The sequence below is a fragment of the Maribellus sp. YY47 genome, from assembly GCF_023111095.1.
Taxonomy (GTDB): Bacteria; Bacteroidota; Bacteroidia; order Bacteroidales; family Prolixibacteraceae; genus Draconibacterium.
This window is the reverse complement of the sequence record NZ_JALGYW010000028.1, coordinates 44128-59925: the sequence shown is the minus strand read 5'-3', so window position 1 is coordinate 59925 and position 15798 is coordinate 44128. Positions and strand designations below refer to the sequence as shown.

The 15798-nt window shown below is 42.6% G+C and carries 14 protein-coding genes; 3 read left to right on the top strand and 11 right to left on the bottom strand.

Features of this window, described 5'->3' with window-relative positions; all coding sequences use genetic code 11:
* Nucleotides 1-190: 190 nt before the first annotated feature.
* Together MR764_RS18305 and MR764_RS18300 are read right to left on the bottom strand one after the other, a co-directional pair.
* A complete protein-coding gene (locus tag MR764_RS18305; protein ID WP_247980905.1) occupies nucleotides 191-670 on the bottom strand; it encodes an RNA-binding protein in 480 nt (159 codons plus the stop codon).
* A gap of 376 nt (nucleotides 671-1046) precedes the next feature.
* The gene (locus MR764_RS18300) at nucleotides 1047-1730 is read right to left on the bottom strand and encodes a cytidylate kinase-like family protein (RefSeq protein ID WP_247980904.1); all 684 of its coding nucleotides are present in this window, start codon (nucleotides 1728-1730) and stop codon (nucleotides 1047-1049) included.
* A 263-nt stretch (nucleotides 1731-1993) separates the two neighbouring features.
* Here MR764_RS18300 and MR764_RS18295 point away from each other — a divergent pair, with 263 nt between their 5' ends.
* Nucleotides 1994-3043 (top strand): Gfo/Idh/MocA family oxidoreductase, encoded by a 1050-nt coding sequence (locus MR764_RS18295; RefSeq protein WP_247980903.1) that lies wholly within the window; start codon nucleotides 1994-1996, stop codon nucleotides 3041-3043.
* Nucleotides 3044-3109: 66 nt separating this feature from the next.
* On the opposite strand, the gene MR764_RS18290 is transcribed toward MR764_RS18295, so the two are convergent.
* The 4 genes from MR764_RS18290 to MR764_RS18275 all read right to left on the bottom strand — a co-directional run bounded on the left by MR764_RS18290 (nucleotide 3110) and on the right by MR764_RS18275 (nucleotide 6382).
* Nucleotides 3110-4033 carry an aldo/keto reductase gene (locus MR764_RS18290; RefSeq protein WP_247980902.1) on the bottom strand — a complete coding sequence of 308 codons (924 nt, stop codon included), beginning with the start codon at nucleotides 4031-4033 and terminating at the stop codon, nucleotides 3110-3112.
* 81 nt (nucleotides 4034-4114) lie between these two features.
* Nucleotides 4115-4924: an FRG domain-containing protein gene (locus MR764_RS18285; RefSeq protein WP_247980901.1), complete on the bottom strand. Its 810-nt coding sequence runs from the start codon at nucleotides 4922-4924 to the stop codon at nucleotides 4115-4117.
* A 266-nt stretch (nucleotides 4925-5190) separates the two neighbouring features.
* Entirely contained in the window at nucleotides 5191-5421 is a 231-nt protein-coding gene (locus tag MR764_RS18280) for a hypothetical protein (protein ID WP_247980900.1), read from the bottom strand.
* Between the two features lie 253 nt (nucleotides 5422-5674).
* Entirely contained in the window at nucleotides 5675-6382 is a 708-nt protein-coding gene (locus MR764_RS18275) for a class I SAM-dependent methyltransferase (protein ID WP_247980899.1), read from the bottom strand.
* Between the two features lie 115 nt (nucleotides 6383-6497).
* Here MR764_RS18275 and MR764_RS18270 point away from each other — a divergent pair, with 115 nt between their 5' ends.
* A complete protein-coding gene (locus tag MR764_RS18270; RefSeq protein WP_247980898.1) occupies nucleotides 6498-7742 on the top strand; it encodes a PQQ-binding-like beta-propeller repeat protein in 1245 nt (414 codons plus the stop codon).
* Here MR764_RS18270 and MR764_RS18265 read toward each other — a convergent pair.
* The 3 genes from MR764_RS18265 to MR764_RS18255 all read right to left on the bottom strand — a co-directional run bounded on the left by MR764_RS18265 (nucleotide 7729) and on the right by MR764_RS18255 (nucleotide 13110).
* Nucleotides 7729-8562 carry a PhzF family phenazine biosynthesis protein gene (locus MR764_RS18265; protein ID WP_247980897.1) on the bottom strand — a complete coding sequence of 278 codons (834 nt, stop codon included), beginning with the start codon at nucleotides 8560-8562 and terminating at the stop codon, nucleotides 7729-7731. The two genes, MR764_RS18270 and MR764_RS18265, sit on opposite strands and share 14 nt — an antisense overlap.
* Before the next feature lie 102 nt (nucleotides 8563-8664).
* Nucleotides 8665-11073: a carboxypeptidase-like regulatory domain-containing protein gene (locus MR764_RS18260; RefSeq protein ID WP_247980896.1), complete on the bottom strand. Its 2409-nt coding sequence runs from the start codon at nucleotides 11071-11073 to the stop codon at nucleotides 8665-8667.
* A gap of 87 nt (nucleotides 11074-11160) precedes the next feature.
* A complete protein-coding gene (locus MR764_RS18255) occupies nucleotides 11161-13110 on the bottom strand; it encodes a sialate O-acetylesterase (RefSeq protein ID WP_247980895.1) in 1950 nt (649 codons plus the stop codon).
* A gap of 398 nt (nucleotides 13111-13508) precedes the next feature.
* Here MR764_RS18255 and MR764_RS18250 point away from each other — a divergent pair, with 398 nt between their 5' ends.
* Nucleotides 13509-15113: a fumarate hydratase gene (locus MR764_RS18250; RefSeq protein WP_247980894.1), complete on the top strand. Its 1605-nt coding sequence runs from the start codon at nucleotides 13509-13511 to the stop codon at nucleotides 15111-15113.
* Nucleotides 15114-15213: 100 nt separating this feature from the next.
* Here the strand turns inward: MR764_RS18250 and MR764_RS18245 are convergent, their stop codons facing one another.
* Together MR764_RS18245 and MR764_RS18240 are read right to left on the bottom strand one after the other, a co-directional pair.
* Nucleotides 15214-15558, bottom strand: coding sequence for a type II toxin-antitoxin system PemK/MazF family toxin (locus MR764_RS18245; protein ID WP_247980893.1), 345 nt, complete (start codon nucleotides 15556-15558; stop codon nucleotides 15214-15216).
* Nucleotides 15548-15778: a hypothetical protein gene (locus MR764_RS18240; protein WP_247980892.1), complete on the bottom strand. Its 231-nt coding sequence runs from the start codon at nucleotides 15776-15778 to the stop codon at nucleotides 15548-15550. Before MR764_RS18240 ends, MR764_RS18245 begins: the two co-directional genes overlap by 11 nt.
* Nucleotides 15779-15798 lie beyond the last annotated feature (20 nt).

Here is a 15798-nt window from a genome sequence, read left to right as displayed (position 1 = left end):
ATCTCAGTGACAACTTGCAATTTAAAGGACATCGAATAGTCCTTCTGTGTACGCTTAACGTACTGTGAATGATTGATTTCTTTCATAACGCTACTTTTTGTGTAACGCTATTTCAGGACGAGACATTATAATAAAATAAAAAGGTGTTTGGAAGTCCAAACACCTTTTTTATTCTATCAGCTTCAATTGCCTACCATTGCTCGTCGTAGCCCTGGCCATAGCCACCGCCACGGCGATCACTGCCGCCTCTGCGGTCTCCGCCACCTCTGCGATCACCGAATTTACGGTCTCCGCTGCCACGGCGATCGTCGCTTCTAAAGCCGCCACCGCCACCACGGCGATCACCGCCACCGCCGCCACGGTTAAAACCACCGCCACGGTTGAAACCGCCACCGCCACCGCGGTTAAAGTCTCTTCTGGGGCGTTCCTGTTGAGGATTGGCCTCTTTTACAACAATGTTTTTTCCGTCTAATTCTGATTCGTTCAGAGCAGCAATAGCTGCATTTGCTTCTTCATCGTTTGGCATTTCAACAAAACCAAAACCTTTCGAGTTCCCAGTCTCTCTGTCAATGATAACTTTGGCAGAGGATACTTCTCCGTGAGCAGAGAAGAGTTTCAGTAGGTCTTCATCTGTAGTAGATGAGTTTAACCTTGCAACAAATAAATTCATAAAAAAATAGAAAAATAAAGTAATGTATAAATTGTAAAACACAGGTGCTTTTAACACCATTTTAAATCAATGAATTATGAAGAACGTTAGAAATTAAGACAGAAAATCACGAAGTGAAAAATGAGTGAAGAACGTATTAAATTCTATATGCAAATAAAAGTACTATTTATCAGATTTACACTATACCTGCAAGTCTTTTTTTATAAAAAATTTGGATTTTTAAAAAGACCTTTCCGGAGAAAGGTCTCTGTAAGGTGAAATTTAAGTATTAATTACTCCCACAATATGGGAATTGTTCTCTGTTTTAATGTGTTTCAAATATAAGTATAATCTGGATTTTAGCTTATATCTTTTCCTTAATCTTCAGTTATGCTGATCAGTATTCGTTGAAATGAGCAACAATGTGTTTGTTTCTCAAAATGTTGACAATAGAATCCACGATCAGGTCATCTTCGAGTGAGGCGTAATTGAAAATAACGTCGAAATCATCGTTTTCCGCTTTTCGTCCAATTACTTTTTCGATGAATGAATCTCTTTTTTCATCCATTTCAACAATAAATTTCTCGGCTTCTGCGCGCGTCACATCCTTAATTTGCATAATTCGGTTGATGCGCCAGTCGGTTGGGGCTTCCAGCCTGATATTTAATTTGTTGGGAACGTTTTTGAGGATGACTCCTGCAGATCTTCCTACAATTATGGTTCTCCCCTGGCAAGCCAGCCGGCATATGATTCCTTTTAAGGTCCGGATCAGGTTTTCGTCAGAGATATCGTAAATCGTTTCGTCAGAAAATGCTTGATCAACGGTTTTTAAGAATTTTACTGCATCGCCGGTTTCGTTATCAAATCCACCTTCCACCACCTCGCCAATCATTTCGTCTACTACTTGCGAGAACATGGTCTTGTCGACCCATTTCCAATCGGCATCGGTTTTGGTATCGGACATATAACTGTATCCGGTTAAAATTTTCGATAATTTGATGGCGATTCGCTTGGCGGAACATCCTGCCTGGCGGGAGATGGTAATAAAGGGGCCGGGGAAATCCCCTGTTTCTAAATTCATATGTCGATAGTTCTGTAAATAACTGTTGAAGAAATTCTCCATTTTTTGCATAAGTTAAGCAACTGGTTTATCCATATCTAATTTACGATCAAATATTCGGGAAATACACACAATATGTTTTAGAATACCTGAATTCAGAGATGTTCTTTAACAAGTTTCGGGAGAATCAGGTAAAATCGCTACTTTTAAGTCGTCCGAATAAGGGCTTGTAAATGTAAATTGGCCGCCAATGCATCTATTTTAATCGATCAAACTACCGATTTATGAAATCAGCTGTAAAAACTGCTTTAGCGTCCTACGGAATGTCAGGACAGGTATTTCACGGACCATTACTGAAAGTGAATCCGGGCTTTGAAGTGATTTGTATACAAGAGCGAACAAAAACGCTTTCCAAAAAATTATTTCCGGGAGCATCCATTGTTCGCAGTTACGCTGAATTACTCAATCATCCCGAAGTGGAACTGGTTGTGGTGAATACTCCGGACCATCTTCACTACAGCATGGCCAAAGCTGCGCTGGAAGCCGGTAAACACGTGGTAGTAGAGAAACCGATGACTTTGCGATCTGAAGAAGCAGAAAAATTGATAACTCTGGCTGAAAAGAATAAACTGATGCTCACCGTTTTTCAGAACCGAAGATGGGATGCTGATTTCAGGACAGTGCAACAGGTGGTGAAGGAGGCAAAATTTGGCAGGCTGGTGGAATTTGAATCGCATTTTGACCGTTACCGGACGTATGTGGCGCCCAACACCTGGAAAGAAGAAGGAGACGAGTATGTGGGCGTTCTTTATAACCTCGGTGCGCACATGGTTGATCAGGCAGTCGTGTTGTTTGGGATGCCCAAAGCGGTGACGGCGCATTTAAGAATCGTCAGAAAAGGGGGAGTGGTTTACGATTATTACGATATTCGGCTCGAATACGATGGTTTTGCTGCTTTGCTGAAATGCTCTTACCTGGTGAAGGATCCGGGGCCAAGGTATACGATTCACGGTGAGTTGGGGACTTTTTACAAATGGGGGATCGATCCGCAGGAAGAATTATTAAAGGCCGGGCATTTGCCAACAGGCCAGGATTGGGGGGCAGAGCCACCCGAAGAATGGGGAACCCTGATTTACGAAGAAAACGGCGAAGAAATTGAAATGCTGGTGGAAACCGTCCCCGGAAATTATAACCTTTTTTACGATAATGTTTTTGAGGCTATCCGAAATAAGGCAGATTTGGCCGTAAAACCCAAAGAGGTTGCTGGCGTTATCCGCATACTGGAAGCCTGTTTGCAAAGCAACCGCGAGAAGTGCACGGTTGCTTTGTTATAATTTAAGTCTTCGCCCAATTAAAATGGAGGTTTTTTATTGTTGTCTTTAGTTAGGCACAATAACGATTTATGATCGGTTAAGTTTTGACAAGGCCCTTTCCATGCGACCTACATAGTTGTCGATTTGTTCCTTTTCTTCAAAACCGACAATCATCATATCTACGCTGCCAAGCCCAAGAACAAAGGCAAGTGCATTATCGATTTTTTCGCTGTCGTCGCGCAGTTTGCCATCGCCAATTAGCTTCATGCCGATAACTCCTTTTCCCGATTGATGAAGTTGATGTATGACCTCAACCACTTCCTGTGGATCGGGTTTGTCCATCGCAATTCCATAAGGATTGATCCGAACATGAATCACATCTACCCACGAACTTTCGAGCGCTGCTTTCATTGCCGAAAGCGAATGAACCGAAACACCGTGGGCACGAATTATGCCTTTGGCCTTCAGGTTTTCCAAAACATCCATTTGAGCTTTCATGCTGTCGGTCCAGTCATCGTCAACCATACAGTGCAACTGCACCAAATCGATGTAATCGGTGTTTAGCTCTTTTCGGAAGCGGTCTACTACAACATCCGCCGGTGGACGCTCATTTTCGGGAATTCCGCCGCTGCGTTCCCATATTTTTGTGGTAAGCGTGAGTTCGCTGCGATCCATTTTTTGCATCGCCTCTGCCAGCATTTGATGCGTTCCGTAAGTATCGGCTAAATCGAAATAACGAATTCCTTTTTCGTAGGCATGATGCAATAACTCCAGACTTTTGGCTTTATCCTGCCGGGTAAGAAAACTGGTGCGGTTGGTGGCATGAACACCGGTGCCTAATCCCAGTAGGGTGGTTTTTATCCCTGATTTTCCAAGGCTTACTTTTTGAAACGGATCGAGACTGGAAAAACGGGTAGCTTCGGCATAAAGCGGATTTGAAAAAAGCAAATGAGCCGTGCCCAAACCAAGGGCTCCGATAAATTTTCTGCGATGAATGTTTAAGCCTGCCATAGAGTTAAGTTTTAGATTTCATAATGTTAGCCGGTACTTTTATCTCTCGTGGTAAAGTTCTGACTGTATGAAGATAACAAATTAAGGGATTTTTGGTTGATAATGGCGTTTCAGCCAGCGAGCCAAGCCGTCAAGCCCGGGGAAAAGAACCCGTTCTGTAATGTTGGCCTGATCGAGTTTGTCGCGAATTTCCCACTTTAATTCGGCCGGAATGATAATACGCCGGTAAACTTCGGGATGTTTTATCAGCCAATCGTCCAGAATGGCGGTTGGACTTGTCATGATCGAGAACAGGGCAAACTGGTTTACAATCCGGTCGTCGAGCGAAGGTGGTTCAAAAAACAAAACATGACCGCCACCTAATATTTCATCCAGCTTTTGTACCGATGGCGCCTCCGATTCCAGCAACTCGACTGTAAAAACATTGCATTTTTCAACATCGAGCAGCTTTTTTAATGGAGCAGGAATTTGCTCGTTCACTTTAACAAAATCGACCTGCCAGATCACTCCGTCGATATCAAATTTTTCGGTGTTGGCGGTTGCAAAGTGCATGGCCACAAAAGGCGAATAGGTCCAGTCTAAAAGCCGGGTTGATAAACCGTGATGTTGGGCCAGTACCAGGGCCCGCAGTTGCGTGCTGGTTTGATGGTTGTCTTCTGTGCGGGCGTATTTCCGAAAGTTGCGCAGAATGTGATATTCCAATTCCGGACGAAATCCGCAGTTTCGCAGAAAACTGTTTTCCAGTTGATACTGGCAATCCGATAGCCCCCTGAATGCATAATCGCTTCTGAATCGTCCCATTCCCGGCTTCCACGAATCGTGATATACTTCGTTAACAAGCTGATCCCAATTTGAAATCCGGATATCGTTAGAGGTGATTTTGCAATTCATCGGTTGACTTTTTTACGCTATCTAAAGTAATAAAACAATCACGATTCTAAGGAATCACCAACAAAAATGAACGTAAAAATTTTACTCCTATCGGGGAATTGTTTTTAATTTTTAATGCAGAATATTCAACGTGAAATTCCCCGGATCCAATTTGCCGGATTTTGTTGGATATTCTTTAAAAATTGATTTTCAGAAAAAAAGAGGATGAAACATCCCCTTAAACGATTCATTGTAAACAATGAAATATTTATCTGTGATTTGAAAAGTTATTCTTTTTCCAGTATAGTATCAGAAGTGCCGCTTCCGGCAACAGTATCTTTAGCTGATTTTTCTGTTTCAGCCTCCTTAAAATCAATTGTTTTTTCAGGTGCCACAGGTTTGGCTTTGTGAATAATAATCTTCTCTGCAGGAGTACTTCTTTTTACGAAATCGAACTTGTTGGAGATTTTTAATCCGAGGATATAAAAAATAGAGGAGATCAGAATGATTGTTTTCATACTACTGAAATTGTTTGTTTAGAAAGCTATAGTATGTAACTCGCAGGTAGTTTAATCACATTCTCAGTTGTAAATAGTTTACATGCTCGTTTCATTATCGGTTTCTGTTTTCGAATTCTCTGCAAATTATGTAAACGACACTAAAGACAGAAATGATATCGGTCAATCTGCTTCGTTTTTCTGCGAACGACCTGTTTTTTTCTACGAAATGTAAGTTAAGGGATCAGAAAACAAAAAAAACAATAGTGTCAAATCATTTATAAATCTCCAGTTTGGCCAAATAATCGAAGTGTTCGCCTGTAAACATCTGTTCGCAGGAATAACCCGTTTGCATTGCCGTTTTTTGCAGCAGTTTGAAATCGATAAACAACCAATCGAATTCCGAATGATGATCCCTGAACGATACTTCATATTCCATTTCTCCATAATAGCCATCGTTTGAAAGGTCAATCCACATCGAGCCATCTTCTTCTTCAAAAAGATATTTTATGTCAGAAGAATCAATCAGAATTTGTCCGCCTTCGTTCAGAAGGGTCTTTAAATGAAAAAGCAGCCTTTTTAAGCCGTTTACAGTGCCGCCAATTCCTGCGCCGTTCATCAACAACAAAATGGTATCAAATTTGGCGCCTTCGTACCTGTAAATGTCAGCGGTGATGGTTTTTTGAATCCCGCGCGCCTGCATAACTTCCACGGCCAGTTCCGATTGTTCGAGTGCGGTTACATCTTTTTGGTTGTTTTGAAGCATCAGGGCATGACAACCGGCAGCAGCCCCCACATCCAGAATACTTCCGCGACACAATTGCAGCGCCTTTTTTTCGAGTTCGGGCATCTCATTTTCATTCCTGAAAAAGTAGGCCACGGGGATGCTTTCGTCTTCGGTGTAGTTCGAATTTACCGCTATATCAGGGGCTTTCCCCTGCTCGAAATACTCTTTTATTGCTGCGCCAAACGGATCGTTCATCAAAATAATATTTATTGAATGGAATTTTATCGGGTGCAGAGTGTAATTTCTGACCGCTGCGAAGATACAAATCCTTTGATAATTATAAATTTGACAATCCTGACAAAAACCAAAAATGAAACATTTATTTATACCGCTATTCCTTATTTTATTGCTGATGGCTTCGTGCCGGAAACCAACCAAAATCTCCGATTGGCGTGGCCCTGACCGCAACGGAATCTATCCTGAAAAAGGATTGTTGCAGAAATGGCCGGAGAAGGGGCCGGAATTGCTGTGGTCGTTTGAGGGATTGGGATATGGACACAGTTCTCCTGCTGTTCTCGATCATCGTGTTTTTGTGACGGGAATGAAAGATACGATCGCTTCAATGGGTACTTTATTCGTTTTTGATGAGCAGGGAAATAAGCTCTATGAAAAAGAATACGGAAAGGATTTTAGTCTGAATTTTCATGGAACAAGATCGGCTCCTGTGGTGGTAGACGACCGGATTTACATTGAAAGTGGAATGGGCGCGGTTTACTGCCTTAACACGGAAGGCGGTGAAGAAATTTGGTCTAAAGATTTTATCCTGGATTTTGGAGTAGATTCTGTTATTCAATTTGGTTATTCGGAGTCGGTTTTGATCGACGGTGATCAGCTGATTTGTGTGCCGGGAGGAAAAGAAAACAACGTGGTGGCCTTGAACCGTTTTACCGGAGAATTGATCTGGAGTTGCCCCGGCGAAGGAGAAATAGCTACTTATAACTCACCGATTTTAATCAATCATAACGGGCATAAACTCGTTATTGCGATGACTTCAAACTCGGTGATGGGAATTGATGCAGAAACCGGTGAAAAATACTGGCGCGTGGAGCAGATTCAGCAGAACAAAATTCATGCAAACACACCTTTGTATGCTGATGGAAAAATTTTAGTGGTAACAGCAGGGCGCGAAAAGAATTCGGGCATGGTACAGATGCAATTGTCGGAAGATGGCAAAAGTATATCAGAAGTTTGGCGAAACAATAAATTCATCAACCTGATGGGAGGTTTGATTCAACTCGACACCTGTTTGTATGGCTCGTCTTATCTGAAAAAAGACTGGCAAGTGATCAGCTGGAATACCGGAGAAACCTTGGTTCAAAATAAAGAACTGGGCGGCGGATCAGTTATTTATGCCGATAATCGCTTTTATTGCTATGCTGAACGCGATGGTGAAGTGGCTCTGGCTGAAGCTCGTCCTGAAAGTTTTGAAATTATCAGTCGCTTTAGCGTTCCAATGGGTACCAACGAGCATTGGGCACATTTGGTGATTCACAACGGTATTTTGTACGTACGGCACGGAGATGCATTAATGGCCTACAATATTAAAGCTGGATAGTTATTTCGCCCTGTAAATAGGTTATGGCTTTTCCTCCGATTTCAACCCGCTCGTTTAAGTGGCGGCAATACAAAATACCTCCTCTTTTTGATACCTGTTTGGCTACCATTTCGGCCTTCCCGAGTTGTTTTGACCAATACGGAATAAGCATGGTGTGAGCCGAACCGGTAACGGGGTCTTCATTTATTCCGACGGAAGGTGCAAAAAAACGGGAAACGAAATCGAACTTTTCTGATAGCGAAGTACAGATTATTCCGCGGGTTTGGGCTTTTACCAGCCATTCGAAATCGGGTTGTAATCTCAGAACCTCACTTTCGTCTTCAAAAATCAACATCAGATCGTTGCGCCCTTTTACACATGATTTTGGATGGATATTAAAAGCTCCTTTCAACGCTGCAGGCATTGTAATTTCGTCTATGGGTGAAGCAGGGAAATCGAGTAAAATCATATTGTCGCTGGAGTTTACCCGCAAAATTCCGCTTCGTGATTCAAAAACAATTTCCTTTTTGTCATAACCCAGGTGATTACAAAGAACGTGGGCCGATGCAAGTGTTGCATGTCCGCAGAGATCGACCTCGGCCAAAGGTGTAAACCAGCGTATTTTAAAACCGTCATTGTTTTCGCAAAAGAAAGCTGTTTCAGAAAGATTATTCTCCAATGCAATTTTTTGCAGTATGTCGTCGGGAAGCCAAGTTTTAAGAGGAACAACCGCCGCCGGGTTACCGGAAAAAACCTGGTCAGCAAAAGCATCAACCTGAAAAAGAGGGAGCTTTGTTAAGCCCGGAATAGATGTAGAAGTTTCTGATTTTATCGCATACACAATTAGTAGGTTGAAATTTATTCTGCAACCTATTAATTATTATTGAATTGCCGAAATAATCGAATTTAGCGAACGACGTTTTTTACATTAATTTCTCAGACACTAGAATTTTACCGTCAGTTTTAAGTTGAGTTTTCTGCCCGTCAGGTAGTTGGGTACTGCAAACTGGTCGCCGTAAATGCTCGACACCCAGAAATAGGAAATTGTATTGTTGATATCGAGCACGTTAAACACTTCCAAGCTCAACCACATGTCGGTAATGTGTTTGAAAAACGGAGATTTACTTGGGCTGGCAGCGCTGATAAATACTTTCGAAAAACCTAGGTCGATACGCCGGTACGAAGGCATTCTGAATACATCCTGGTAACGCGCGCCATTGGGAGGACCGGTGGGAAGACGGGCGCCATAAAAACCCGATAACTGCATGCGGTAGCTCGGATTACCGGGAAGATAATCCTGGAAGAAAAGACTAAAATTCATCCATTGGTCAGTTGGTCGGGGAATCATTCCGTGTCCATCATCTTTAATGTCTTCCTGTGTTTGCAGGAAGGAAAGACTTGCCCACGATTGCAATCCGCTGACAAATTCGCCGTTCACTTTCATGTCGAGCCCGGTTGCATAACCCGTAGCTTCCTGCTCGCCCAGATAGCGGATGCGCACGTTGTCGACCTGATAGGGAATCAGATGATTCATGTATTTGTAATACGCCTCGGTGGTAAACCGAAACGGTCGGTCCCAAGCCGTAAAAATCAGGTCGCTTCCGCCAACAATTTGAAACGATTTTTGTGCTGTCGAGTTGTAGTTGATGCTTCCGTCGCTGTTTTTTAGTTCTTTGAAAAACGGCGACTGGTGATACATCCCGGCTGATAACCGAAACGACATTTTCTTTTCCCATTCGGGGTAATAACTCAGCGTCATTCGCGGACTGATCAGCAATTCATCGTTGAAATCCCAGTAATTAAAGCGAACTCCTCCAGTCAGGTACAAATCGCCACTTTTTACCGGAACGCTCCAGGTATCCTGAATGTAGCCCGTAAAGCGGTTGGAATTCAGGTTGCTTTTTGCATTGAGCGAGTAGTATAAAAGTACCTCTGAATCAGAATAAGGGATGGAATATCCGGTTGAATCGCGGTAAATCCATTCGTTCAGCTTGTCTTCAATTTTTTCGTGCTGATATTTAATGCCCCAGTTCACCAGGTGTTTTTCAGAGTTAAAAGCTCCTTTGTGCGAGAAACTATAAACGGTCGCATTCAGGTAATTCCGGGCATGGTTAAGGAATGCGCCGATCCCAAGGTTTAAAATGCTGTCGCCAAATTCTCCTGAAGCCATGTTGCGTTCCAGCTGGTTCAGGTAATATTGCCCCAAAATATCATAGGTCTCTTCTTCTTTTGCATGATAAGCAGATGCAATGAGCTTGAGGTTCAGGTTAACCGATGGATGGTAATTAAAAGTAACAGCACCCAGGTAGGTTTTAAAAACATCTTCTTCCTGTCCGCTGAAATAAATTTTTGTATTCAGAGGATTTTGCCAGGTTCCAAAGCTTGTCTGACGGGTTTGTGGAATAAAATTGTAGTGGTTTTGCGAGATGTTTCCCAAGAATGAAACATCTGTTTTTTCTGAAAGCTGATAGCTGATGTAAGTTTGGAAATCGAGAAAGTTGGGATCGTACTCACCTTTTTCGTCGAGGCTCCCTAGCAGGTATTTATTCGTTTTGTAACGGATTCCGGAAATGTGCGATAATTTTCCGTTAAAAGCTACATCTTCGAAATGGGCCGAAGCCCCCAGCATACTTGCCGTTGCTGATCCTTTAAAATCGCTGGGCTTTCTGTATTTTATATCGAGTACCGACGACATTTTATCGCCGTATTTGGCATTGAATCCACCCGCCGAGAAATCGACCGTTGAAACCATATCGCTGTTAATAAAACTGAGGCCTTCCTGTTGGCCGGAACGCACCAGGAAGGGACGATATATTTCCACATCGTTGACATACACCAGGTTTTCATCAAAATTACCTCCGCGAACGCTGTATTGCGAGCTAAGTTCGTTGTTGGACGATACTCCGGGCAGCGTTTTCAGCATGGTTTCCAAAGCGCCTGAAGCATTCGGAATGATGTTGATAATCCTCGGGTCGATGCTGGTTAGATTGCCCCCGTTGCGGCGTTGTTCCTTTACGATGACCTCTGCCAGTTCCAGGTTTTGTTCGGGCATCACAATTTCCTTAATCACTGTTTCTTCGGCTTTGGCAAACACCGAATCCTGGAATGTTTGGTAACCCAGCGACGAAAAAACGATGGTTAAATGTTTTTGAGCCGGAATGCGCAACAAAAATTCTCCGCGTGCGGTGGTGGTCGTCCCCAAGGTAGGATACTCTTTGATAACAATGTTAACCATATCAAGAGGAACGCCTTTTGTATCTTTAAGGGTGCCTTTTAAGGTGGCATTATTGCTTTGTCCCCAGGTTGTTAAACCCGTCAGAAGAAGCCAGAGCATAAAATAAAGTTGCTTCATAGGCGCAAATCTACAAATCCGGTTCTATTATCAACTTCTTATTGATAAATTAATTGTGAATGGGGGTTTAAAAATTTTCGATTTTATCTATTTCGTAATTCCGGGCCAGTCATCGGTTCTGAATGGAATCGCCGGCAGGCCTTCTTTGTTGTACAGATTCAGATCGTCAGGATTATTTGCCCAGGCAAAACGCACCGCCACCGGATTTTTTACATACTCACAGCTGATTTCTACCTGGTTGTTGCTAACGATTTTTGCTTTCGCCCAGTGAAATTTCCGGTCGGCGCCTGCTATTGAGAATGCATTTACATAGCCGTATTTATCTTTTGCCATCAGGCCGGATCCGGTTTCTGTGAAAGTCACAATCGCTTTTCCATTTTTAAACTCAACCGATTTGTACAATGGACCCGAGTTTACAACATCCATATTGTACGCAATTTTAAAAGCGTTTAAAGCCAGTCGCTTGCCCACATCCTGCTTGTTGCGTGGATGAATGTCGCCGGCTTCACCAATGTCGATTGCCATTGCCATGCCTGTGTTCGGAAGTTGAAGTGTCATCGTTTGTGCTTCGCGAAGTTCAGCCCACTCGCTTTCAGATGGAACATCTACCGGCGCTGTGAAATTGGCCAGCGAAACAAAAAGGAAAGGAAAATCGCCTTCGCCCCAGTGTGTCCTCCAATCAGTAATCAGGTTTTTAAATACTCTTCGGTATTGAAGCGCACGGCCGGCATTCGATTCTCCCTGGTACCAGATTGCACCTTTGATCGCATAGGGGATCAGAGCCTTTATCATGCCATTATACAGCAAGGTAGGATAGGAGTTGGGGCCAATGTTGTAATTTCCAACCAACACTTTAGATAATTTAAATTTCCAATCTCCAGCGAGATCAATGGCATTTACGCCGTCGGTCAGGTATACATCTTTTGCATCTCCAAAAATGCCGCCACCGCCGCCGGTATCTTCAACGCGAACCGCTATTACATTGCGACCCGCTTTTAGGTTTTCCTTTTTAACAGTGTAAATCCGGTCTTCGTTGTATTGGTGGGTGGTTCCAACTTGTACGCCATTTACAAAAGTAAGGTCCGAGTCATCGATCTTACCCAAATGCAAAGTCAGGTCACTCTTGATTTGATCGTTTGTGAGGTTTACTTCGGTTCTGTACCAGCCAATTCCGTCAATATCCGGATAACCTTCTCCTTCCCACAAACCGGGTGTTTTTATGGTTTTCCAATCATTGTCGTTGAAATCGGCAGCTGCCCAAACCGCTTTCCCGTTTTGCATGCCCATATCTTTTTCCGGAAATTCGCCTCCCAGAATTTTCTTGATCGACGCTATTTTTTGTTCCCGGTAGTTGCTCAGGTCCAATTGCTGCAATTCAGCCAATGGTTTGCTGAGGTCAGGATCATTTTTAATGGTTTCTTCGCTGGTCCAGGTTTCTGCAACGGTTCCTCCCCACGAAGTGTGAATCAGACCAATCGGTACATTTAGTTTTTCACTGAGCTCGCGGCCAAATAAATAACCCACTGCCGAGAAATCGGGCACTGTTTCAGGCGAGCATTCCAACCATTCTCCGCCTTCCAGATCATCCACGGGGAACTGTTCAACCCGTTTTGGAACGGTAAAAAGCCGGATAGCTGAATTCGTGGCTGTTCTGATTTCCTGTTCGGCATTGTTGGTGTTTCTTAGCATCCATTCCATGTTCGATTGCCCGGAGCAAACCCAAACTTCACCAATCATTACATTATCAAATGTGATGGTGTTTTTACCTTTCACAGTCAATGTGTATGGACCGCCGTATTCCTGTATCGGCAGTTTAACACTCCATTTCCCATCTTTGTCTGTCTTCGTGCGAACAGTGCTATTGTTGAAGCTAATAATTACTCGTTCTCCTTTGTCGGCCCAGCCCCAAACAGGAATCTCAATTCCTTGTTGCAGTACCATGTTCGAACTAAAAATCCGAGGCAGTTTTACTTCACTGCTGGCATCAAGAAAGGTGAAAAGAAAGGCCAGAATGACCAGGTGTTTCAAATGTTTCATTTTGAATTGGTTTAAGTTTTCCCAAATCTAATCAAAATGAATTAAAAACTCAGGCGAGAATAAGTACAAAGAAATTGATAGTGTATTTATTCATCATAATCACATCTTCCCGGGTTTTTAAAAATATTCTGAAAAGGATTCAATGGCTTCTTGTTAGCCTCTACCTGCTTTTCGGTACGTTTTTCCCGAAAAGTTGTCCAAAAATCGTCAACAATAACAGGTAAAACCTCCAATGGTAAAAACCACATGCCAGAGTATCTCAGTTCTTTCTCCAGTAACTGCTGCCCCCAAATTAGCGTCCCACTACTTTAAATTTATTGTTTACAAAAGCTCAAAAGAAAGACAAACCGATGAATAGTTTTATCTTTGAATAAATTTCATTTTAAACCGATTTTGCTATGGCAGATTTTAAATATCAAAAACCATTTCCCATTTTAAAAGACGATACGGAATACCGTTTAATTACAAAGGATTACGTATCTACCGTTGAAATAGATGGCCGAAAAATTCTGAAAGTAGAGCCAAAAGCGTTGGAAGTACTCGCGAAAGAAGCTTTTACCGATGTTTCTTTTTTCCTGCGTGCTGCCCATTTGGAAAAGCTGGCTAAAATTCTGGAAGATCCGGAAGCAACCGACAACGACCGCTTTGTGGCACACACCATGTTAATGAACCAGGCTGTTTCGGCCGAAGGTGAACTTCCAACCTGTCAGGACACGGGAACAGCGATTGTAATAGGGAAAAAAGGCGAGGATGTATACACCGGCGCCAACGATGCCGAATATTTGTCAAAAGGAATTTTTGAAACCTACGACGAGCGGAACCTCCGTTATTCGCAGGTAGTTCCGTTTACTATGTTCGACGAGAAAAATACAGGCACCAACCTTCCAGCCCAGATCGACCTTTATGCTGAGCAGGGAAATAAATATGAATTTCTGTTTCTGACCAAAGGTGGTGGTTCGGGTAATAAAACTTACTTGTACCAGCAAACCAAATCGTTACTAACCGAAGAAAACCTGACCAAATTTGTAAAAGATAAAATTATGGATTTGGGTACTTCAGCCTGTCCTCCGTATCACCTGGCATTGGTTATCGGTGGAACTTCAGCCGAAGCTACACTGGCTGCTGTGAAAAAAGCGTCGGCAGGTTATTTTGATCATTTGCCAACCGAAGGAAACGAAGGCGGTCAAGCTTTCCGTGATTTGGAGTGGGAAGAAAAAGTAACTAAAATCTGCCAGGAAAGTGGAGTAGGTGCTCAGTTTGGTGGAAAATATTTTGTGCACGATGTGAAGGTGATCCGTTTGCCGCGTCACGCTGCTTCCTGTCCGGTTGGTTTGGGTGTTAGCTGTAGCGCCGACCGAAACATTAAGGCAAAAATTACTGAAGACGGAATCTTCCTGGAACAGCTGGAGAAAAATCCGGCACGTTTCCTTCCTTCAAAAGCTCCGGCTATGCAGCCTGCAGTGGATATCGACCTCGATCGTCCGATGGAAGAAGTATTAAAAGAATTGACAAAATATCCGATTAAAACACGTTTGAATTTGAACGGTACCTTGATTGTTGCCCGCGACATTGCGCATGCGCAAATCAAGAAAATGCTGGATGAAGGCAAACCAATGCCGGAATATTTCAAAAACCACCCGGTATATTATGCCGGACCTGCCAAAACACCAAAAGGAATGGCTTCAGGTAGCTTTGGTCCGACAACAGCTGGCCGTATGGATCCGTATGTGGACGAATTCCAGGATCACGGCGGTTCGATGATTATGCTGGCCAAAGGAAACCGTTCGCAGGCTGTAACCGACGCCTGTAAAAAGCATGGTGGTTTCTACCTTGGTTCGATTGGAGGACCAGCCGCTATTCTGGCAAAAAACAGTATTAAATCAGTTGAAGTGGTTGATTTCCCTGAGCTGGGTATGGAAGCTGTTCGTAAGATAAAAGTAGAGAATTTCCCTGCATTTATTATTGTTGACGACAAAGGAAACGACTTTTTTAAAGCGCTTTAATAGATTTTTATAAAATAGGAAAACCGTTCTTCGTTTGGAGAGCGGTTTTTTGTTTTAAAATAACGTGAGTTGATACTCACTGAATTTTATCAAGGATGGCTTACAAATCCAATACAATTGACAGATTTTCTTTAACGGTGTCAATAAGATTATCGGGCAATTTACCTAATCTTTTTATCAATCGTTTGTTATCAATTGCTCTGATTTGGTCCATCATTACATCACAATCTTCATGCAAGCCTGACTGACCTGTTTCCAAATGGATTCTAAGTATTTCCGATTTTTTGTGAACATTAGTGGTGATCGGGCAGATAATTGTTGATGGATGCGGAATTTTATTTAGCAGATTGGTTTGAACAATTAAAACCGGCCTCGTTTTCCCGGGTTCTGTTCCAATTTGTGGACTTAAATCAGCAATCCATATTTCGTATTGACTAATCGACATCTTCAATCTCTTCAAAATCCTTCAAAACAGACATTGAATCGTCTTTCACAAGTTTTGATTCTTTTCTTAATTTCTCTTCAATCAATCGGCGTTTTTGAATCTTATTATAAAATTCCAATGCTTCGTTGATGTAACGGTTTCTTGGCTTTTTAATTTCCCGGAGTATTTCTTCAGTATCTCCAAAAATTGAGTCGTCTATTTTGAGTGAAACTGTTTTCATTTCTGATGAATTGTATATAC